Origin of the sequence: Burkholderia lata, from assembly GCF_902499025.1 — a bacterium.
In the GTDB taxonomy this organism is placed as follows: Bacteria; Pseudomonadota; Gammaproteobacteria; order Burkholderiales; family Burkholderiaceae; genus Burkholderia; species Burkholderia lata_C.
On record NZ_CABVPW010000063.1, the window covers coordinates 16,945 to 35,891 of the forward strand.

General features: G+C 65.6%; 19 protein-coding genes. 11 read left to right on the forward strand and 8 right to left on the reverse strand.

Going from position 1 to position 18,947, the window contains the following annotated elements:
- The first annotated feature begins 1 nt into the window (after position 1).
- Positions 2 to 694: a TetR/AcrR family transcriptional regulator gene (locus BDI24065_RS38355; protein WP_175035568.1), complete on the forward strand. Its 693-nt coding sequence runs from the start codon at positions 2 to 4 to the stop codon at positions 692 to 694.
- A gap of 101 nt (positions 695 to 795) precedes the next feature.
- Here the strand turns inward: BDI24065_RS38355 and BDI24065_RS38360 are convergent, their stop codons facing one another.
- The 3 genes from BDI24065_RS38360 to BDI24065_RS38370 are packed head-to-tail and all read right to left on the reverse strand — an operon-like array spanning position 796 to position 4,462.
- Entirely contained in the window at positions 796 to 1,986 is a 1,191-nt protein-coding gene (locus BDI24065_RS38360) for an acetyl-CoA C-acyltransferase (RefSeq protein ID WP_175035569.1), read from the reverse strand.
- Positions 1,987 to 2,004: 18 nt separating this feature from the next.
- Complete coding sequence (locus BDI24065_RS38365) at positions 2,005 to 2,772, reverse strand: 3-hydroxyacyl-CoA dehydrogenase (RefSeq protein WP_175035570.1); 768 nt, start codon at positions 2,770 to 2,772, stop codon at positions 2,005 to 2,007.
- A 22-nt stretch (positions 2,773 to 2,794) separates the two neighbouring features.
- Positions 2,795 to 4,462: an acyl-CoA synthetase gene (locus BDI24065_RS38370; protein ID WP_175035571.1), complete on the reverse strand. Its 1,668-nt coding sequence runs from the start codon at positions 4,460 to 4,462 to the stop codon at positions 2,795 to 2,797.
- Between the two features lie 144 nt (positions 4,463 to 4,606).
- On the opposite strand from BDI24065_RS38370, the gene BDI24065_RS38375 reads away from it, so the two are divergent.
- Positions 4,607 to 5,626 (forward strand): AraC family transcriptional regulator, encoded by a 1,020-nt coding sequence (locus tag BDI24065_RS38375; protein WP_175035572.1) that lies wholly within the window; start codon positions 4,607 to 4,609, stop codon positions 5,624 to 5,626.
- A 142-nt stretch (positions 5,627 to 5,768) separates the two neighbouring features.
- Positions 5,769 to 7,019 carry an SMI1/KNR4 family protein gene (locus BDI24065_RS38380; RefSeq protein ID WP_175035573.1) on the forward strand — a complete coding sequence of 417 codons (1,251 nt, stop codon included), beginning with the start codon at positions 5,769 to 5,771 and terminating at the stop codon, positions 7,017 to 7,019.
- Between the two features lie 12 nt (positions 7,020 to 7,031).
- On the opposite strand, the gene BDI24065_RS38385 is transcribed toward BDI24065_RS38380, so the two are convergent.
- The 3 genes from BDI24065_RS38385 to BDI24065_RS38395 form a co-directional block, all read right to left on the reverse strand.
- Entirely contained in the window at positions 7,032 to 8,441 is a 1,410-nt protein-coding gene (locus BDI24065_RS38385) for a purine-cytosine permease family protein (RefSeq protein WP_175035574.1), read from the reverse strand.
- 290 nt (positions 8,442 to 8,731) lie between these two features.
- Positions 8,732 to 10,123: an aspartate aminotransferase family protein gene (locus tag BDI24065_RS38390; protein ID WP_175035575.1), complete on the reverse strand. Its 1,392-nt coding sequence runs from the start codon at positions 10,121 to 10,123 to the stop codon at positions 8,732 to 8,734.
- Between the two features lie 80 nt (positions 10,124 to 10,203).
- The gene (locus BDI24065_RS38395; RefSeq protein WP_175035576.1) at positions 10,204 to 11,709 is read right to left on the reverse strand and encodes an aldehyde dehydrogenase; all 1,506 of its coding nucleotides are present in this window, start codon (positions 11,707 to 11,709) and stop codon (positions 10,204 to 10,206) included.
- Between the two features lie 92 nt (positions 11,710 to 11,801).
- Between BDI24065_RS38395 and BDI24065_RS38400 the strand changes: the two genes are divergently transcribed.
- The 4 genes from BDI24065_RS38400 to BDI24065_RS38415 all read left to right on the forward strand — a co-directional run bounded on the left by BDI24065_RS38400 (position 11,802) and on the right by BDI24065_RS38415 (position 13,732).
- On the forward strand, positions 11,802 to 12,005 hold the full coding sequence (locus BDI24065_RS38400) for a hypothetical protein (protein ID WP_175035577.1): 204 nt from the start codon (positions 11,802 to 11,804) through the stop codon (positions 12,003 to 12,005).
- A gap of 89 nt (positions 12,006 to 12,094) precedes the next feature.
- Positions 12,095 to 12,694 carry a hypothetical protein gene (locus BDI24065_RS38405; RefSeq protein ID WP_175035578.1) on the forward strand — a complete coding sequence of 200 codons (600 nt, stop codon included), beginning with the start codon at positions 12,095 to 12,097 and terminating at the stop codon, positions 12,692 to 12,694.
- A 92-nt stretch (positions 12,695 to 12,786) separates the two neighbouring features.
- A complete protein-coding gene (locus BDI24065_RS38410; RefSeq protein ID WP_175035579.1) occupies positions 12,787 to 13,158 on the forward strand; it encodes a nuclear transport factor 2 family protein in 372 nt (123 codons plus the stop codon).
- Between the two features lie 109 nt (positions 13,159 to 13,267).
- Positions 13,268 to 13,732, forward strand: coding sequence for a GNAT family N-acetyltransferase (locus BDI24065_RS38415; protein ID WP_175035580.1), 465 nt, complete (start codon positions 13,268 to 13,270; stop codon positions 13,730 to 13,732).
- A 50-nt stretch (positions 13,733 to 13,782) separates the two neighbouring features.
- Here the strand turns inward: BDI24065_RS38415 and BDI24065_RS38420 are convergent, their stop codons facing one another.
- Positions 13,783 to 15,612, reverse strand: coding sequence for a methyl-accepting chemotaxis protein (locus BDI24065_RS38420; RefSeq protein WP_175035581.1), 1,830 nt, complete (start codon positions 15,610 to 15,612; stop codon positions 13,783 to 13,785).
- Between the two features lie 534 nt (positions 15,613 to 16,146).
- On the opposite strand from BDI24065_RS38420, the gene BDI24065_RS38425 reads away from it, so the two are divergent.
- The 4 genes from BDI24065_RS38425 (at position 16,147) to BDI24065_RS38440 (ending at position 18,173) form a co-directional block, all read left to right on the forward strand.
- Positions 16,147 to 16,731 (forward strand): RNA polymerase sigma factor, encoded by a 585-nt coding sequence (locus tag BDI24065_RS38425; RefSeq protein WP_175035582.1) that lies wholly within the window; start codon positions 16,147 to 16,149, stop codon positions 16,729 to 16,731.
- Positions 16,732 to 16,743: 12 nt separating this feature from the next.
- Entirely contained in the window at positions 16,744 to 17,052 is a 309-nt protein-coding gene (locus BDI24065_RS38430) for a hypothetical protein (protein WP_175035583.1), read from the forward strand.
- A gap of 2 nt (positions 17,053 to 17,054) precedes the next feature.
- The gene (locus BDI24065_RS38435) at positions 17,055 to 17,351 is read left to right on the forward strand and encodes a 4Fe-4S dicluster domain-containing protein (protein ID WP_175035587.1); all 297 of its coding nucleotides are present in this window, start codon (positions 17,055 to 17,057) and stop codon (positions 17,349 to 17,351) included.
- Between the two features lie 105 nt (positions 17,352 to 17,456).
- Complete coding sequence (locus BDI24065_RS38440; RefSeq protein ID WP_175035584.1) at positions 17,457 to 18,173, forward strand: O-methyltransferase; 717 nt, start codon at positions 17,457 to 17,459, stop codon at positions 18,171 to 18,173.
- Between the two features lie 133 nt (positions 18,174 to 18,306).
- Here BDI24065_RS38440 and BDI24065_RS38445 read toward each other — a convergent pair whose 3' ends face one another.
- Positions 18,307 to 18,600: a hypothetical protein gene (locus BDI24065_RS38445; RefSeq protein WP_175035585.1), complete on the reverse strand. Its 294-nt coding sequence runs from the start codon at positions 18,598 to 18,600 to the stop codon at positions 18,307 to 18,309.
- Positions 18,601 to 18,947: the final 347 nt, after the last annotated feature.

Consider the following 18,947-nt stretch of genomic DNA (forward strand, 5'->3'; position numbering starts at 1 on the left):
GATGAGACATGACGAGGCGGCAACCGAAGCCACCGACAGCGACGAAACGCCCGCGCCTTTGCGGCGACGCAAGGCGCACATCCGCGAGTCCAACGAAGCGCATCTGCTCGCCTGTGCGGAGGCCGTGTTCGCGGAACGCGGGCTCGACGGCGCGAGTACCGCGATGATCGCGGAGCGCGCCGGCCTGCCGAAAGCCAACCTGCATTACTACTTCCCGACGAAGCTCGCGCTGTACCGCCGCGTGCTCGACGACCTGTTCGAGGACTGGCATCACGCGGCCGGTACATTCGAGGCCGACGACGATCCGGTGGCAGCGATCAGCGGCTACGTGCGCGCGAAGATGGCGCTGTCGAGGCGGCGCCCGCTCGGCTCGAAGGTCTGGGCCAACGAGATCATCCACGGTGCCGAGCACATGCAGGACATCCTGTCGGGGCGCGTGAAGCCGTGGTTCGACACGCGCGTGAAGGTCATCGACGGCTGGATCGCGCGCGGGCTGCTCGCGCCGATCGACGCACATGCGCTGATGTACCTGATCTGGGCAACCACCCAGCACTACGCGGATTTCGATGCGCAGATTCGCGCGCTGAGCGGCAAGCGTACGTTCACGCAGAAGGCGTTCGACGCGAAGACCGAACAGGTCGTGCAGCTCGTGATTCGCGCTTGCGGGGCGGTGTCGCCGCACGCGAAGGCGTAGCGCGGCAACGCGATCCGCCAAAAGCAAAACGGGTATCGCACAGGGGTTTCCTGCGCGATACCCGTCGCCCGCAATACAGCGCGCGGACTATGCGTCAGGCGTCAGACGATACGCTCGATCGCGATCGCCGTCGCCTCGCCGCCACCGATACACAGCGACGCGACGCCGCGCTTCATGCCGTACGTTTCGAGCGCGGCCAGCAGCGTCACCATCACGCGTGCGCCCGACGCACCGATCGGATGCCCCAGCGCACACGCGCCGCCGTGCACGTTGACCTTCTCGTGCGGCAGGTCGAGATCGCGCATCGCGGCCATCGGCACCACCGCGAACGCCTCGTTGATCTCGAACAGGTCGACGTCGCGCAGGTTCCAGCCGGTTTTCTCCGACAGCTTGCGCAGCGCGCCGATCGGCGCGGTCGCGAACAGGCCCGGCTTGTCCGCGTAGGTCGAATGCCCGACGATCACGGCCTTCGGCGTGAGACCCAGGCGCTCGGCTTCCGAGCGGCGCATCATCACGAGCGCGGCCGCGCCGTCCGAAATCGACGACGCATTCGCGGCCGTCACCGTGCCGCCGTCGCGGAAAGCGGCCTTCAGCGTCGGGATCTTGTCGAGCTTCGCCTTGCCCGGCTGTTCGTCGATCGACACGACGGTTTCGCTCTTGCCGGCCTTCACGGTCACCGGCGCGATCTCCGACACGAAATGCCCGTCGGCGATCGCCCGTTGCGCGCGCGTCAGCGACGCAATCGCAAACGCATCCTGCGCCTCGCGCGTGAACTGGTATGCCTGCGCGCAGTCCTCGGCGAACGTGCCCATCAGGCGGCCCTTCTCGTACGCGTCCTCGAGCCCGTCGAGGAACATGTGGTCGAGCACCTGCCCGTGACCCATGCGCATCCCCGCACGCGCCTTCGGCAGCAGGTACGGCGCATTCGTCATGCTCTCCATCCCGCCTGCGACGGCCACGCCCGCCGAGCCCGCCAGCAGCAGGTCGTGCGCGAACATTGCGGCCTTCATCCCCGAGCCGCACATCTTGTTGACCGTGGTCGCGCCCGCCGCGAGCGGCAGCCCGGCCTTCAGCGCGGCCTGCCGCGCCGGCGCCTGGCCCTGGCCCGCCGGCAGCACGCAGCCGAACACGATTTCATCGATGCGCTCGGCCGGCACGTTCGCCCGCTCGAGCGCCGCGCGAATCGCTACCGCGCCAAGGTCGCTCGCGCTGGCTGCCGCCAGGTCGCCCTGAAAACCACCCATCGGCGTACGCGCCATACCAACGATTACGATCGGATCCTGAGTCGTCATGATTCGCTTCCTCCAGTGTCAGCGCGGTGCCATGCGCAACGCGCCATCGAGACGGATGACTTCGCCGTTCAGCATCGTGTTCTCGGCGATATGGCGCACCAGCGCCGCAAATTCTTCCGGGCGGCCGAGCCGCGGCGGGAACGGCACGCTCTTGCCGAGCGCGTCCTGCACGTCCTGCGGCATGCCGGCCATCATCGGCGTCGCGAAGATGCCGGGCGCAACCGTCACCACGCGAATGCCGAACCGCGCGAGCTCGCGCGCGATCGGCAGCGTCATGCCCACCACGCCGCTCTTCGATGCCGCATACGCGGCCTGCCCGATCTGCCCGTCGAACGCCGCGACCGACGCGGTGTTGACGATCACGCCGCGCTCGCCTTCCGCGTCGGCGTCCTGCTTCGACATCGCTTCGGCGGCCAGCCGGATCATGTTGAACGTGCCGACCAGATTGATCGACACCGCGCGCGCAAAACGGTCGAGCGAATGCGGGCCGTCGCGGCCGACCACCTTCTCGCCCGGCGCGACGCCCGCGCAGTTGACGAGCGCGTCGATGCGGCCGAACGCGTCACGCGCGGCGGCAACGGCCGCCTGGCCGTCGGCTTCGCTCGTGACATCGGTCTTCACGAAGCGCGCCGCCGCGCCGAGTTCATGCGCGAGGCCCGCACCGGCCTCTTCGTTGACGTCCAGCAGCACGGCCTTGCCGCCTTCCGCGACCACCATGCGCGCCACCGCGGCGCCGAGGCCCGAACCGGCGCCCGTGATCAGAAAAACACGATCCTTGATATCCATTCGCAGTCCGTACAGGTTGTGTTCAGGGTTGAGCGACCTTCTCGGCTTCCATCTTGCGCAACACGAAGCGCTGGATCTTGCCGCTCGGGGTTTTAGGCAGCGCGTCGACGAAGTCGATCGCGCGCGGGTAGGCGTGAGCGGACAGCCGCCGCTTCACGTGCAGGCTCAGTTCCTCGGCCAGCGCCGGCGTGCCGTCGTAGTCTTTCGACAGCACGACGAACGCCTTGACGATCTCCGTGCGCTCCGCATCGGGCACGCCGATGACGGCCGCCTCGCTCACGGCCGGATGCTCGATCAGCGCGCTCTCCACGTCGAACGGGCCGATCCGGTAGCCGGACGACGTGATCACGTCGTCCGCGCGGCCGATGAAGCTCACCGTGCCGTCCGGCTCCAGCTCGACGTTGTCGCCGGTCCGGTAATAGCCGCCCGCGATCGCCGGCGTGTCCTGCTGCCAGTAGCCGTGGAACCACAGCAGCGGCGAGCGAGCGATGTCGATCGCGAGGTTGCCCGGCTCGCCGGGGCCGAGCTCGCGGCTCGCGTCGTCGAGCACTGCGACGCGGTAGCCCGGCATCGCGAAGCCGGCCGAGCCGGCGTGGACCGCATGCGCGAGGCCGTGGTGATTGTTCACGACCATCCCGAGTTCGGTCTGGCCGTAGTGATCGTAGATCGGCGCGCCGAGCGCCGCGTCGAACCAGCGCACGACTTCCGGATTCAGCGGTTCGCCCGCGCTGCTGACCACGCGCAGCTTGCCCTTCAGCCGTGCCGCCGCTTCCGTCCCGGCCGCCATCAGCATCCGGTAGGCCGTCGGCGAGCCGGCCAGGCTCGTGATCCCGAGCCGTTCGATCACGTCGTACGTGCTGTCCACCGTGAAACTGCCCTCGTAGAGCGTCGTTGCGTGGCCGAGCAGCAGCGGGCCCGTGATCGCGTAATAGAGGCCGTACGCCCAGCCCGGATCGGCGATGTTCCAGAACCGGTCGCCGGCACGCAGGTCCACCGCTTCGCGCATGTACGCACCGAACGCGAGCAGCGCGCGCAGCGGCACCGGCACGCCTTTCGGCAAGCCCGTCGTGCCCGACGTCGACATCATCATGAACAGGTCCGTGCCCTTGCGCAGCACCGGCTCGAACGCGTCGGACTGCGCATCGAGCGCCGCGCGGAAATCGATGTCGTGTTCCGGCAGCGTCTCGCCCGGCTCGCGCACCGTCGCAACGGCCGGGCAATCGGCGATCTCGTCGAGCTTCGCGCGATTCGCGACGTTGGTCACGACCAGGCGCGCGTCGCTCATGCGCAGCCGGTGCTCGATCGCTTTCGGGCCGAACGCGGTGAACAGCGGCTGGTAGACGGCGCCCGCGCGCCACGTGCCGAGGATCGTCGCGACGAGTTCGGGCGTGCGCGGCAACAGGCCCGCCACCACGTCGCCCGGCTTCACGCCCTGCGCGACCAGCAGGTTCGCGACGCGTGCCGACAGCGCCTTCATCTGCGCAAACGTATAGCTGCGGTGCTGCCCGCCGGCGTCGATCCATTCGAGCGCGATTGCGTCCGCCGATGCATGCCGGTCGCAGCATTCCACGCACGCGTTCAGGCCGCGCTCCAGGTCGCCGTGCAGTTGCTGCGCGGCGGTCTCGATACTGAACCGGGCCACGGCGTCGGCGTAGGCCGGCACCACCCGGGCGGTAGCTCCATCAGGCATGCGTGTCTCCTGTGCGTTATGACCGCCGTCAAGCCAGCGGCGCGACGGGGATAGTTCGATAGTAGACAGCCCGTACATTGCAATCAATGACAAACAGAATCTAGAATCGTGATCGCTTTTGCCATGTCGGGAGGAGGCAGGAAAATGGGGCCGCAGATGATTTCGCCGGGTTTCGTCGACGACGCGCTCGCGTGCCTGCGCCGGCAAGGCCTTCCGACGGCGCCCGTGCTGCGCGCCGCCGGCCTGCCGGCGGCCGTGCGCGAGCCCGTCACGCCGCAGCAGTACGGCCGGCTGTGGCTCGCGATCGCCGGTACGATCGACGACGAATTCTTCGGGCTCGCCGCGCGCCCGATGCGGCAAGGCAGCTTCAAACTGCTGTGCCATGCGGTGCTGCATGCCGGCACGCTCGAAAAGGCGCTGCGGCGGGCGCTGCAGTTTCTGCGGGTAGTACTGGACGAGCCGCACGGCGAGCTCGTCGTGGCCGACGGGCAGGCGCAGATCGTGCTGACACAGACGGGCGCGCCCTACCCGGCGTTCGCGTACCGGACGTTCTGGCTGCTCCTCCTCGGCGTCGCATGCTGGCTGATCGGCCGGCGCATCCCGCTGCAGCGCATCGACTTCGCGTGCCCGAGCCCCGACCAGCGCAGCGACTATCACCAGTTCTTCGGCGTGCCCGTGCATTTCGACCGGCCCGACAGCCGGCTCGCGTTCAACGCCGCGTACCTCGCGCTGCCGACGATCCGCTCCGAGCAGGCGCTGAAGACCTTCCTGCGCGGCGCGCCCGGCAACCTGCTCGTCCGCTACCGGCACGATACGGGCTGGGTCGCGAAGACGCGCGCGCAACTGAAAACGCTACCGGCCGCCGAGTGGCCCGACTTCGATACGCTGGCCGTGCGCCTCGGCACGACGCCCGCGACGCTGCGGCGGCGTCTGCGCAGCGAAGGGCAAAGCTTCGCGGCAATCAAGGACGAGCTGCGCGGCGCGCTGGCGCAGTCGCTACTGCGCGGCAATGCGCTCAGCGTCGCGGAGATCGCAGTCGAGCTCGGCTTCACCGAGCCGAGCGCGTTTCATCGCGCGTTCCGGAAATGGACGGGCACGAGCCCCGGCGCGTTCCGGCGGGACGTGCATGCGGCGGAGGCAGAGCCCGGGATTGCAAGTGGATGATGCGGCAGGCGGTCGCCAACACTGAATGCCCTGCCGGCACGAAAGCGTTCACGTGACGCTGATACGATGCGACCTATCGACTGCCGTTCGTTCCCCATGAACGACGGAGAATATCCAACCCACCACCACCGCTCTCGCTCCGATGCAAGCCACCCACTTTTCCGACGCTGAACTGGCCGACCTGCGCGCGCACGGCATCGTGCTGTTTGCCGACCGTGTGATCTTCGACGCGCAGCCGCCGATGCCGGCCGACCAGATCGCGGCCGTGCAGGCCCGCTGCCACGGCGACCTCCCGCCCGCGCTGCTCGATTTGTGGCGCACGACGGCCGGCGGCAGCCTCGACTACGACCTGACGCTGGAGATGAACGGTCATATCGAAGGAATCAGCTGGGGCGAACTGTTCTACAACGGCAGCGACAGCTATCGCGACCTGGAGGGCTGGATCGACCACGAACTCGACCTGGCCGAGGAAGCCGCCGAGGAGGATTCACGCGCCTGGAGTGGCAGGCTCGACGTATTGCCGTTCGGCGGATTCGAATATTGCGACCGCATTTACATCGTGACGGAACCCGACGCAAAGGATTGCGGCCACGTGCTCGCGTGGAAACAGGGGCTGCCGCCTGCGTGGCGCGGTGCGATGCACGAGGATGGCCTCGCGACGGTCGCCTCCGACCTGTACGCGGCATTCGGCGCGCTGCAGCTCCATGCAGACCCGCTGGAACCTGGCCAAAGCGGAACCGGTATAACGTTTCTCGAGTATGTCGACGAACGTCGGATGGAGCATGGTCTGTCAGCGCCGCTGGCGGACAAGCTGATCGCGTTCTTTTGCCAGGCCGTGACCGACTGGCGCACGCCGCTCGCCGCCGGCACGCTCGCCGCCCAACCGGCGCTCGCGCGCCAGGCGTTGCGAGACGCGATCGACCACGACGACACGGCGCTCACCATGCAACTGGCGCCGCTCGTCGCGAATCTCGGCACGGCGCTCGCCGGCAGCTCGATCCCGACCGACTACGCGCTGCGGCGCGAGAAGTTTGCCGCCGCCACCGCATTGCTTGAATCCGGTGCGCCGGTCGCGCCGGATTCGCTGGAGTCCGCGTCCGGCAACGTGCCGGCCGCGCTGATGCGCGCGCTGCTCGACGCCGGCGCACAACCCGATGCCGACGCGATGGCGCGCTGTGTCGCCGGCGGCGGTGCCGACAGCGCGCGCCTGATCGGCGCGGCACTGGCGGCACAAGGCGTTGACGCTGCCGCCGCCTACCGTACGGCGAGTGCAACGCTGCTGCGCAAGTTCACTGCCGACATCGCCGAGGTCCGCAAGGGCAAGCTGAGCCACTATCTCGGCCTCGACGGACTCGAAGCCCACGCCGAACGCCTGCGGACATTCGTGCTGTAACGTGACGCGGGCTCAGCGGGACACCCCATCGACGCTCGCGGCGACACCCTGCATCGGCCGCGAAAACAGCTTGCAACCCGCGTAGTAGACGAGCGACGTCAGCGACAAACCGACGATCCACGACACGTCCGCGCCGCCGAGCCGGCTCGCCAGATCGCCCGTATAGAGATCGGTCGCCATGAACGGCGCCTGCGCGACGATGCCGATGAAGTACGAGCCGACGGCGATCGAATTGAAGCGTCCGTAGATGCCGCCGTCCTGCCGGAAGAACGAATCGACGTCGTACTCGCCGTGACACACGAGGTAGTAGTCGACGAGGTTGATCGCGGTCCACGGCACGAGCACGTACAGCAGCAGCAGGATGAAGTTCGTGTAGCCGGCGAGGAAGTTGTCCTGCCCGAACAGCGCGATCGCGAGCGCGATGCCGCACAGTACGATCGCGGTGATCGCCCGCGCACGCGCCTTGCCCGACCAGGACGGAAAGAGCGTCTGCAGCACGGTGATCGCCGACAGCGCGCCGCAATACAGCTCCATCGCATTGCTGGCCGCGATGCCGAACGACAGCACGACGATCACGAGCACGCTGATCCCTTGCGTGAGCCCCGTGAGGCCGCTCACGACGTTGCCGTCCGGCGTCGCGAGGCCCACCAGGCAGCCGAGCAGCATCGGGAAGAACGAGCCGAGCACGCAGCCCCAATAACTCGACCAGAACGCCGTGCGCGGCCCCGTATCAGGCGGCAGGTAGCGCGAATAGTCCGACACGTAAGGCGCATAGGCGATCTGCCACAGCGCGGCCACCGACATCGCGCCCAGGAAGCCGGACAGGTTCAGCGAATGCTTCGAGAACGTATCGGCGGGCAATCCGTGCACGAAGATGATCCACACGAACGCCAGCACGAGCACGCTGCCCGAGCACCAGCTCAGCAGTCGCGCATACGCGTGGATCAGCTTGTAGCCGTAGATCGATCCGAGCAGGCTGATCAGGCCGATCACCACGACGCCCGCATCGAGCGGAATGCCGGCGCCCAGGCTGTGCAGCGCCTGCCCGCCGAACACGCAGTTCGACGCGAAGAAGCCCACATACATCACGACGACCAACGCGACCACGAGCAGCGCGCCGAACGACCCGAACTGCCCGCGGGTCTGGATCATCTGCGGCACGCCAAGCTGCGGCCCCTGCGCGGAATGCAGCGCCATGAAGACCGCGCCGATCAGGCTGCCGACGAGCGTCGCGAGCGCCGCCCACCAGAACGGCTGCTTGAACACCGTGGTCGAGAGCGACCCGGTGACGATCGTCAGCATCATGATGTTCGACCCGAACCAGATCGTGAACAGGTCCTTCGCGCTGCCGTGCCGCTCGGTCAGCGGAATCGGCTGGATGGTGCTTTCCTCGAGATGAGCAATGGACTCGCCCTGACTCATTTCGTCTCCTTGTGTCTGTTGTGGTGTTCGCGGGATGAGGCGTGATGCGGAATGCGTATCCGACGCAAAGCTTCTGCGCTTCGCTGGCCCGGCCATACCATTTGCATTCCTCATCAATAAATGGACGGCAGCACATCGCCTTGCCTCGACCACCGCCGTCGCGCCCAATCTTCAGCCTGTCGGATAGCCGCTTCGGTGACTGCACGCAGCCAATCCGCCTCCGAAGCGGAACCCGTATTTCGATGCGCTCCCGCCCGCGTGTCGCCGGACGGAAGCGCGTCGCTCAACGGTCAGCAGTCGATCCCGAGCACTTCGCGCGCTGTCGCATCCACGGCCTTGCGCATCGTGTCGACCAGTTCATCGATTTGCGCGTGATCGATCACCAGCGGCGGCGCAACGATCAGGCGGCCGTTCGTCGAACGCACGATCGCGCCGAGTTCGAACCCGACCGTCCGGCTGTGCCAGGTCAGGTCGGCCTCGTTCGCAAAGCGTTCGCGCGTCGCCTTGTTCTTCGCGAACTGGATCGCGCCGACCGCGCCCACGCCCTGGATCTCGCCGACGAGCGGATGGCTGCCGAACGCATCGCGCAGCGCCTTCTGCAGGTACGGCCCGGTATCCCTCTTCGTCCGCTCGACGAGGCCTTCGCGCTCGAGCACGTCGAGGTTGGCCAGCGCGACGGCAGCCGCGACCGGGTGCCCCGAATAGGTCAACCCGTGCGCGTAGACGCCGCCCTTGTCGACCAGTGCATCGCCGACACGCCGGCTCATGATCAGCCCGCCCATCGGCACGTAACCCGAAGTCAGTCCCTTGGCCATGCAGATCAGGTCCGGTTCGAAGCCGAAGTGGCGGTGCGCGAACCACTCGCCGGTACGGCCGAAACCCCCGATCACTTCGTCCGCGCAGAGCAGCACGTCGTACTGACGGCAGATGCGCTCGATCTCCTGCCAGTAGCCGTCCGGCGGAAAGATCATCCCGCCCGCGCCCTGGAACGGCTCCGCGACGAACGCGGCCACGCGATCCGCGCCGATCTCGAGGATCTTGCGTTCGAGCGACAGCGCCGCCTGCTTGCCGAAGGCCTCGGGGCTCAGGTCGCCGCCATTCGCGTACCAGTACGGTTCGTCCACGTGCGTGATGTTCGGAATCGGCAGGTCGCCCATCTCATGCATGAACGCCATGCCGCCCAGCGACGCGCTGCCCACCGTCGAGCCGTGATAGCCGTTCACGCGGCCGATCAGCACCTTCTTCTCCGGCTTGCCCATCACGTCCCAGAACCGCCGCACAGTGCGGATCAGCACTTCATTCGATTCGGATCCCGAATTGGTATACACAACATGACTGAAACGATGGCCGAGCAGCGCGAACAGCCGCTCCGACAGTTCGATCACCGACGGGTGCGTCGTATGAAAGAACATGTTGTAGTAGGACAGTTCCTTCATCTGTCGCGCGGCGGCGTCGACCAGCTCCGGCCGGCCATAGCCGACGTTGGTGCACCACAACCCGGACATGCCGTCCAGATAGCGGTTGCCGTCGTTGTCCCATAGATGGACACCTTCGCCGCGCACCATCACGCGCGCGCCTTCCTCGTTCAGCGCCTTCTGGTCGACGAACGCATGCAGGTGATGGGCGGCGTCGCTGCGTTGATAGTCCTGCGTCGTACGATGCGGAAAATTGGGCGCATTCATGGGCGAGTCTCCGGTTCGTTTTGTGAAAAAAAGCGTTGTCGTGTTGCACGGCGCAACCGCGTGTGGCCCGCCGCGTCGAATCAGTAGCTGATCCAGGTCGTCTTGAGGCCCGTGTACTTGTCGATCGCATGCAGCGAAAGATCGCGGCCGAAGCCCGACTGGCGGAATCCGCCGAACGGCGTCTGCGCGCTCAGCGCATCGACCGTGTTGACGGACACCGTGCCGGCGCGCAGCCGGCCCGACACGCGGTGCGCGCGCGACAGGCTGCCGGTCCAGAGCGACGCGGCCAGGCCATAGATCGAGTCGTTCGCGAGCCGGACGGCCTCGTCCTCGGTATCGAACGCCATCACCGACAGCACCGGCCCGAAGATCTCCTCGCGTGCGATGGCGTCGTCGTGCTTCACGTCGATGAAGATCGTCGGCTCGATGAAGTAGCCCTTGCCGTCGACGCGCGGCGCGCCGCCACCGATCGCGAGCGTCGCGCTATCGCGGCCGCGTGCGATCCACTCGCGCACGCGACGATGCTGCTGCTCGTCGACGATGGCGCCCATGCCGCTCGCCGGATCGAGCGGATCGCCCGGCATGAACGCGGCGGCATGCGCAATCAGCCGGTCGACGAACGCATCGTGAATGGAACGCTGAACCAGCAGCCGCGAGTTGGCGGAACACACCTCGCCCTGGTTGAAGAAAATGCCGAAGCACGCCTTGCGTGCGGCCAGGTCGAGGTCGTCCGTATCGTCGAAGACCAGGTTCGGGCTCTTGCCGCCGCACTCGAGCCACACCTGCTTCATGTTCGACTGCGCGGCGTACTCGAGGAATTTCTTGCCGACGGCCGTCGATCCCGTGAATGCGAGCACGTCCACGTCGGGATGCAGCCCGAGCGCGCGCCCCGCAGTTTCGCCGTAGCCCGGCACGACGTTCAGCACGCCTGGCGGCAGGCCGGCCTCGAGCGCCAGCTCCGCGAGACGCAACGCGGACAGCGGCGATTGCTCCGCTGGCTTCAGCACGACACTGTTGCCGGCCGCCAGCGCCGGCGCCACCTTCCACGCGACCATGTCGAGCGGAAAATTCCACGGCACCACGGCGCCGACGACGCCCAGCGGTTCGCGCGTGACGACCGCCAGGTTGCCGGGGTCGGTCGACGCGACTTCGCCATGCAGCTTGTCGACGGCTTCGCCGTACCAGCTGAACAGGCCGCCCGCGGCCGGCACGTCGATGCTGAACGCATCCGCCACGCGCTTGCCCATGTTGAGCGAGTCGAGCAACGCGAGCTCCGCACCGTGCGATGCGATGAGTTCACCGAGCCGGCAAAGCACGCGCTTGCGCTCCGCCGGCGCGCAACGCGACCAGACGCCGGACTCGAACGCGTGACGCGCGGCACGCACCGCGTCATCGACATCCGGTGCATCGCATGACGCGACTTCCGCGATCACGGCCTCGGTGGCCGGATTGATCGCGGCGAACGTCCGGCCGCTGCGGGCCGGCACGCTGCGGCCGCCGATATGCGCGAGCGTCCTCGGGACCACTTGCGCCGCGAGACGTCTCCAGTCCGCGTGCTGATGATGTTCTGCTGAAGTTGGGTTCATTCAAGACTCCGTTTTGACGACCAGGCGTTTGTGCGTTGTTCTCCGCCTGAACTCGACCCGACGAAAGACGCCAGCGGGCACGACCGATGCCCATGACCGCCACGCATCGCCGCAGTCGTCCGGTTGGCAAACTGTCGGTCATCAAAAAGAGATTTGAAAGAACAGTTTTTCTTCTCATTGAAGAGGTTATTTCTATTCATCCTGCGGTCGTGCAGTGGGTTTTCCTGCCACGACACGATCCCGGTGCCGTTTGTTTGCGTGCGATCGCATCGGCTTGCCGGTGCGATTCGACGTGACGCCCGCAGCAACACGTGGCCGGCGCAACGTTGCACCCCGGCCCGTCCGGCCACATACTGGTCGGCCATTGCGAACAAGGATGCCGTCGATGGTGAATGTCGATCAGGGCGCCGCTTCGATCTTTGGCGCGATCGGAACGGCCGTGTCCTTGCTGGCAGCGATTCCGTACGCGCTCGCAATCTACCGGCGCACCGTTCGTCCGCATCTGTTCACATGGCTCGTGTGGTCGGTCGTCACGGCGATCGCAGCGGCCGGCCAGTTCGTCGCGGGTGCGGGGCCGTCCGCATGGTGCACGGCAGCGATTGCCGTCACCTGTTTTCTGACGCTGGTGGCGAGCGTCTTTCGCGGCGAACGCGGCTGGACACGCGTCGACTGGTTTTTCCTGGTCGCAGCGCTGTCGGCCGTTCCGCTGTGGATGCTGACCGACGATCCGACGATCGCGATCTGCCTGGTCACGCTGATCGAGCTGGCCGGCCTCGGTCCGACCGTCCGCAAGACGATCCGCGATCCGTGGAGCGAAAGCCTCGCGTATTTCGCGCTGTGCGTGTTCAAGTACGTGCTGGCGTTGCTGGCGCTGAGCACGTGGAATGTCGCGGTCGCGTTCTATCCGGCCGTCAACGTCATCGCGTCGATCGGCATCTGCGTGGTGATGCTCGTCCGGCGCCAAGCGCTGTCGAATGCGCGATAGACGGTATCCGCCGGTGCGGTAGGTTGCTTGCTGCGCTCGCTCGCCGACATGAGCGAAACCACACACCTTCAAAGACGATACGAGGCCCTGAAATGGATGCAACCCGTACAGCCATCGAACCGAGCGAAGCCGCGCTTCGTGCCGCGATGCTGGCCAACGATGTCGCAGCGCTCGACGCGTTGCTGGACGACGATCTGGTGTTCACCGTCCCGACCGGCCAGGTGATCTCGAAGGAAGACGACCTGGCCGCGCATCGCGCGAAGCTGCTGCGTCTGGACAGACTCGATGTGCAGGAAACGCGCGCATGCGCAATCGGCGAGATGATCCTGACCACGACGAAGGCGATACTCGCCGGCCATTTCGACGGCACGGCGTTCGACGGCGTGTTTGCCTATACTCGGCTGTGGCGTCGATCATCCGCCGGCTGGCGCGTCGTCGCCGGGCATGCATCGCAGGTCGCGTAGCCGTGTCGAGCGCGACCTTCCCTGGAGTCGGCAAGCCGCGGATCCGGCGTTGGGTCGACGCGAGCCGGGCGATACCCCGACGAAGGTGTCGACCATGACAGGAGACGAGATGCACCAAGCATTCACCGTACGCGCCGCCCGTACCGCGGACGCGGACGCACTCACACGACTGGCTCGCATTTCGAAGGCACACTGGGGCTATCCGAAGGACTGGCTCGACTTGTGGCAGAGCGATCTCACGATTGCGCCGGAGACGATCGACGGGTCGATCGGTTACGTCGCGGAATCCGGAGAGGCAATCATCGGGTTCTGGGTCAGGGCGTCATCGGAATCGGACCGACCGACGCCCGGATGGCTGTTCGTCCATCCCGACCACATGGGCCGGGGAATCGCACGTGCACTGTGGGAAGAAGTCCGCAGGGAAAGCGCCGCGAGAGGGATCAGGAGCTTCGTGATCGAAGCCGATCCCAATGCGGTTCCGTTCTATCTGGCGCTCGGGGCTGAGAAAATCGGCGAAAAGGAATCGAGCGTCGTGCCGGGCAGGTTCTTCCCGATCCTGCGGATCACGATCTGATTGCGACGCCCGTCGGCACCGCAGCGAGACCTCCGCGGCGGCGCCCTTTCTCAGGCTGACTGCAACGTCATCGCACGACGATCCTCGAGCTTGAACTCGCCGACCGTCTGCGCGAGCCGCGCGGCCTGCTCGCGCAACAACGTCGCGGCCGCCGCCGACTGCTCGACGAGCGCCGCGTTCTGCTGCGTCGCATTGTCGAGGTGCGACACCGCCTGATTCACCTGCTCGATCCCCGTGCTCTGCTCCTTGGCGGCGACGGTAATTTCCGCAATCACGCTCGTGATGTTGCGCACGCCCTCGACGATTTCGTTCATCGTCGTACCGGCCGTCTGGACGAGCCCCGAGCCTCCCTCGATCTTTTCGACCGACGAGTGAATCAATTGCTTGATTTCCTTGGCGGCCTGCGCGCTGCGCTGCGCGAGCGCCCGCACCTCGCCGGCGACGACCGCAAAGCCCCGGCCGTGCTCGTTCGCACGTGCGGCCTCGACGGCAGCGTTCAACGCGAGAATGTTGGTCTGGAACGCAATGCCGTCGATCACGCCGACGATGTTGGCGATCTCGCTCGACGCTTGCGTGATCTCGTTCATCGTCGAGACGACCTCGCTGACGACCGCACCGCCGCGCACCGCGACGTCCGACGCCGATTCCGCCAGGCGGCTCACCTGGCTCGCGGCATCGGCGGAATTGCGGGCCGTACCGGCGATTTCCTCGAGCGCGGCGGCAGTTTCCTGCAAGCTCGATGCTGCATGTTCGGTCCGGCCGGACAGATCCTGGTTGCCCTGCGCGATCTCGGCGCTCGCCAGGTTGACCGATTCGCTGAACTCGCGAATCTGCAGCAGGATCGTACTGATCTTTTCGGCGAACAGGTTGAACGCATGCGCGATCTGCGCGGCTTCGTCCGCGCCGTCGGCGGGCAGGCGTTTCGTCAGGTCGCCGCTGCCGCTCGAGACATCCGTGAGCGCGTCGCGAACCAGCAGGATGCGCTTGAAGGCCGCGTTCGTCATCGCGCCCACGAGCGCGGCCGCGATCACGGCCACGATCAGGATCGCCGCCAGCGTCGTCGTCGCGACCGCGCGCATGCCGGCCGTCACGTCCGCCTTGTCGAGTGCGAGCACGAGGGACCAATCGGTACCGGCGATCGGCTGAGCCCGCACCAGCTTGGTTGCGCCGTCGATGTCGACAGCGACGGGTTCGGACGCGGTTTGCAGCGCGCCGAGGTGATCGGCGTCGAGTGCAGGCGAAAGACCGGTTGCCGGCTTCATGATCAGGTCGGTCTTCGCCGACGCAATCACGCGCCCGCTCTTGTCCACCAGAAAGGCGAAGCTCGCGGGTGTCGGATGTACCGAGGTCACGATCGAGCTCACGCTCTCCATGAACAGGCTGGCGGCCAGCACGCCCTTCACCGTGCCGTCGCGCACCACGGGCACCGCGAACGCCACAGCCGGCTTGCCGGTCGTGGCATCGCGGTAGAGTGCCGTCACGACCAGGCTGCCTGCGCTGACGGCCTGCTTGTACCACGGGCGTGCCGTGGGGTCGTAGCCGGGTGCGAGCGGCACGTTCGAGAACGCGGTCTTGTCCGGCAGGCCGAGCGTCAACACCTCGAAGCCGCCCGACTTCCCAAGCAGCTTCAGCGCCGGCAGCGGGTCGCCTTCGCCGATCGCGATCGTGTCTGCGAGGGCCTGGGTTTCCCTGCCTCTGCTGGCCACCCATTCGTTGATCGCAAGCGCGTGCCCGGCGAGGATCGACTTGTGATTCTGGTCGATTGTCTCGTCGTTGTGCTGCTTGACGACGTAGTAGACCAGGCCGCCGGTAACGGCCAGCGCCGTTACCACGATGGCGACGCAGGTCGCGAGTATCCGTGCACGAATCGAGGACAACATGATGACTTCGATCTCCGTTACCGCGTTATAGGAATGGGGTCGCCGACAACGGGCAACGTCCTGTTTAACGACAGCGGATGCGGGAACTTAAGGCCAGACTGGCCAGACCAGTGTGGGTAGCGGATCGGCGGAATCGCGGAATGGGGATGGATGGGCTGAATCGGCAATGTCAGATTCCGTGCCGACTGCCTGGCGCGTGTCGACGGGAGTGACGATGAACAGGTGACGATCGCCCAGATACTGGGAAGGTTGCCATGTTCCGGTTCGACGAAGCGCTGAAGATTTATCTACACCGCGATCCGGTCGGCTTCCGCATGGGCAGCGGCACGAAGGCATCTCGTTCAGCGTGTCGAAGCCGAGAGACGGGATCGGCTATCGATTCCTCTCCGGCTGGCATGTTTGATGAACCGCCGACGACGAGTGTTCTCCTGGCTTGGCCGACGATGAATGGTAATACCGCAAGGCCGATACGTTCGGCGGCAGATTTTTTTGCTCTCGCCACAATATTCGCGCGCCTGAAACGTCTTCAAGCGCATGGAATCACCACCCACTTCGCACATGATGACCGACCCAGACCGCGACATCACAGCGACAGTGATGCGTGAACGAACGAGGCTAGTGAACTTTATCCGGCGTCGGATACGCGACCCGGACGATGCCGAGGACATCCTGCAGGATGTGTTTCACGAATTCGTACAGGCGTATCGACTTCCTGCGCCGATCGAACAGGTGAGCGCGTGGCTTTTCCGTGCCGCGCGCAACCGGATCGTTGACCGCTTTCGCAAGAAGAAGGAGCAACCGCTGACCGATCTGCTCGCGGCGGAAGACGACGCGCACGACGAGTATCGCCTGGACCTCGCGCTACCGGCGCAGGATGCCGGCCCCGAAGCACGCTACGCTCGCACACTCGTGCTCAAGGCCTTGCAGGATGCGCTCGACGAGTTGCCGGCGAATCAGCGCGAGGTATTTATCGCGCACGAACTGGAGGGCCAGTCCTTCAAGGAGATGGCCACGCAAAGCGGTGTCGCGCTCAGCACGCTGCTCGCTCGCAAACGCTATGCGGTCCTGCATCTGCGTGCTCGACTGCAGCCCATTTATGACGAATTGGACAATACCTAGAGGAGTCGACAGATGAATTTTCGAATCAGATGCGCAGGCAAGGCGCTGCTCGTGGTGGTCGCCATCGGCGTGCTCGGATGGGTGGTCATGATGTTGTGGAACTGGGTGATTCCAGCGCTATTCGTCGGCGCCCGTACGATCGACTTCGCCCATGCGCTGGGCCTGCTCGTGTTGAGCCGCATCCTGTTCGGCGGATTCCGCGGACACCACGGCTGGCGCGGCCGGCGCCACTGGCGCAAGTGGGAATCCATGACGCCCGAAGAACGCGAGCATTTCCGGACCGCATGGCGCTCCGGCAACAACCGGCCCACGGGAGAGTGAACGTGCGCGAAAAATCAACGGGCGACTGCAAGCAGAAACCGGGCGTGATAGCGCCGGTCGTCGATCTGAAACGTTGCGAAGGCAAAGGGGATTGCGTCGCGGTTTGCCCCGAGAACGTGTTCGAGATCCGGCGCATCGACAACGCCGATTACGTCGGCCTTGCCCTGATGCATCGCCTGAAGCTGCGCGTGCATGGAATGAAAGTCGCCTACACGCCGAACGCGGATGCCTGCCGGTCATGCGGGCTGTGTGTGACGGCGTGCCCCGAACGCGCAATCACGCTCGCCCGAACGGCATAGCAACATCCGTGTATCGCCGATATCGAGCGACAGCGCAGCGACCCTGACGGGAGAGGCTGTCGCTGGATACATCGTCGACCGGATCAATCTCGTCAAGGAACGCCCATGGCTTCAACCACCATCGCTCTGCTGCAACGGCTCCACGAAGAGAGCCGGACCGAAATCGTCGCCCGCGCCCGTGCGCAGTTCCAGGGATCGAACGAGGATTTTCTGTCGCTCACCGAAGAATACGAAGCGATCGCGCCACGTCTGCGGGGACGGTTTCTCGAAACCTTCGGGCTGTCCAGCGACGACTTCGAGTCCTTGGAAGGCAGCCCGCTATCGTTGGCCGTGTCGCCGGAAACGGGCGGATTCTTGCGCAACATGGTGCTCTCGCAACGGCCGACCAGAATCCTCGAGCTCGGCAGTTCATGCGGCGTGTCCACGCTGTATTTCGCCGAGGCGCTGCGCACGTTGGGCCGTGGCGTGGTCGTCGCGACCGAACGCGATGCGCTCAAGTTCGCGCGCTTGCGCGATCACGTCAGGACGGCGGGCCTCGACGCCTATGTCGACATGCGGGAGGGCGACGTATTCGAGACCGTCGCCGAACTGGACGGTACTTTCGACATGGTGTTCATCGATGTATGGGCCGATGCCTATCTGAAACTGTTCAGGCAGATCGAGCGCCTGCTGCGCCCGGGATCGGTCGTACTGGCCGACAACATGTACACAGCCGAGGATGCCGTTCGACCGTACAAGCACTACCTCGACAACGACCCGCGGTTTTCGACCACGACCCTGGACTTTGAATCGGGGGTCGAATTTACGGTCGTCGTTTCTTGAGTGGCGATGCCGTCGAAGCGATTCGTCCGCGGGATCCCGGGCTAAAGAACATCGCCGGCGATCGACATTCCGACGCGAAGGAAATCAAGGACATCATTCACCCGATACATCGTGAAGATCGAGTGCCGGGCGCCTATCCGTTGCCGCGCTTTTGCCATTCACGGATCGCAGTGATTGATCGCGCCTCCCAATCAGCAGGGAGAGGCATCGCGGACCATTCGCGCATCAACGCTTTATGGCGCATTGCGCTTGAGAGGTCACGCAGATAACCGACGCCTTCGTCGGCGTAGCGCGTCGCCTGCTCCGGACTGAGTTCGGACGTCACACTGAATGAGATGGCGCCGTGTTCAACAAGTACGTCCAGATATAGCCGCCCGTCCTCCTCCAACAGGAAGCAACTCCACGGCTCTTCTGCTAGTACGCGCATCGGCATCTCCTCACTGATGAACTCGTCAGCCTGTGTGGCTCCTGAAGATGGGAACGACATTGGCTGCGCGCCAATGGAGGTGGATTGATGTGATGTGCAGGCGAACGCACAGGGTCATTTCAGGTGCGCAACGCCGCGAATTGCTCGGGCATGGCAGGTGCCTGAATCGACGTATCGGCGCCCCAGCTCCAGCCAGGCCACCTACCCCGACTCCGCACGCATTTGCGTCGCCGAAATGCAAAAACCCCCGCCTTTCGGGCGGGGGTTTTCGGCTTAGGGAGCCTGACGATTACCTACTTTCACACGGGAATCCGCACTATCATCGGCGTAGAGTCGTTTCACGGTCC

Excerpts from the sequence above, each read along its gene's own strand:
- BDI24065_RS38355 (WP_175035568.1), top strand. The coding sequence starts at position 2 with ATGAGACATGACGAGGCGGCAACCGAAGCCACCGACAGCGACGAAACG.
- BDI24065_RS38360 (WP_175035569.1), bottom strand. The coding sequence starts at position 1,986 with ATGACGACTCAGGATCCGATCGTAATCGTTGGTATGGCGCGTACGCCG.
- BDI24065_RS38365 (WP_175035570.1), bottom strand. The coding sequence starts at position 2,772 with ATGGATATCAAGGATCGTGTTTTTCTGATCACGGGCGCCGGTTCGGGC.
- BDI24065_RS38370 (WP_175035571.1), bottom strand. The coding sequence starts at position 4,462 with ATGCCTGATGGAGCTACCGCCCGGGTGGTGCCGGCCTACGCCGACGCC.
- BDI24065_RS38375 (WP_175035572.1), top strand. The coding sequence starts at position 4,607 with ATGGGGCCGCAGATGATTTCGCCGGGTTTCGTCGACGACGCGCTCGCG.
- BDI24065_RS38380 (WP_175035573.1), top strand. The coding sequence starts at position 5,769 with ATGCAAGCCACCCACTTTTCCGACGCTGAACTGGCCGACCTGCGCGCG.
- BDI24065_RS38385 (WP_175035574.1), bottom strand. The coding sequence starts at position 8,441 with ATGAGTCAGGGCGAGTCCATTGCTCATCTCGAGGAAAGCACCATCCAG.
- BDI24065_RS38390 (WP_175035575.1), bottom strand. The coding sequence starts at position 10,123 with ATGAATGCGCCCAATTTTCCGCATCGTACGACGCAGGACTATCAACGC.
- BDI24065_RS38395 (WP_175035576.1), bottom strand. The coding sequence starts at position 11,709 with ATGAACCCAACTTCAGCAGAACATCATCAGCACGCGGACTGGAGACGT.
- BDI24065_RS38400 (WP_175035577.1), top strand. The coding sequence starts at position 11,802 with ATGACCGCCACGCATCGCCGCAGTCGTCCGGTTGGCAAACTGTCGGTC.
- BDI24065_RS38405 (WP_175035578.1), top strand. The coding sequence starts at position 12,095 with ATGGTGAATGTCGATCAGGGCGCCGCTTCGATCTTTGGCGCGATCGGA.
- BDI24065_RS38410 (WP_175035579.1), top strand. The coding sequence starts at position 12,787 with ATGGATGCAACCCGTACAGCCATCGAACCGAGCGAAGCCGCGCTTCGT.
- BDI24065_RS38415 (WP_175035580.1), top strand. The coding sequence starts at position 13,268 with ATGCACCAAGCATTCACCGTACGCGCCGCCCGTACCGCGGACGCGGAC.
- BDI24065_RS38420 (WP_175035581.1), bottom strand. The coding sequence starts at position 15,612 with ATGTTGTCCTCGATTCGTGCACGGATACTCGCGACCTGCGTCGCCATC.
- BDI24065_RS38425 (WP_175035582.1), top strand. The coding sequence starts at position 16,147 with ATGGAATCACCACCCACTTCGCACATGATGACCGACCCAGACCGCGAC.
- BDI24065_RS38430 (WP_175035583.1), top strand. The coding sequence starts at position 16,744 with ATGAATTTTCGAATCAGATGCGCAGGCAAGGCGCTGCTCGTGGTGGTC.
- BDI24065_RS38440 (WP_175035584.1), top strand. The coding sequence starts at position 17,457 with ATGGCTTCAACCACCATCGCTCTGCTGCAACGGCTCCACGAAGAGAGC.
- BDI24065_RS38445 (WP_175035585.1), bottom strand. The coding sequence starts at position 18,600 with ATGCGCGTACTAGCAGAAGAGCCGTGGAGTTGCTTCCTGTTGGAGGAG.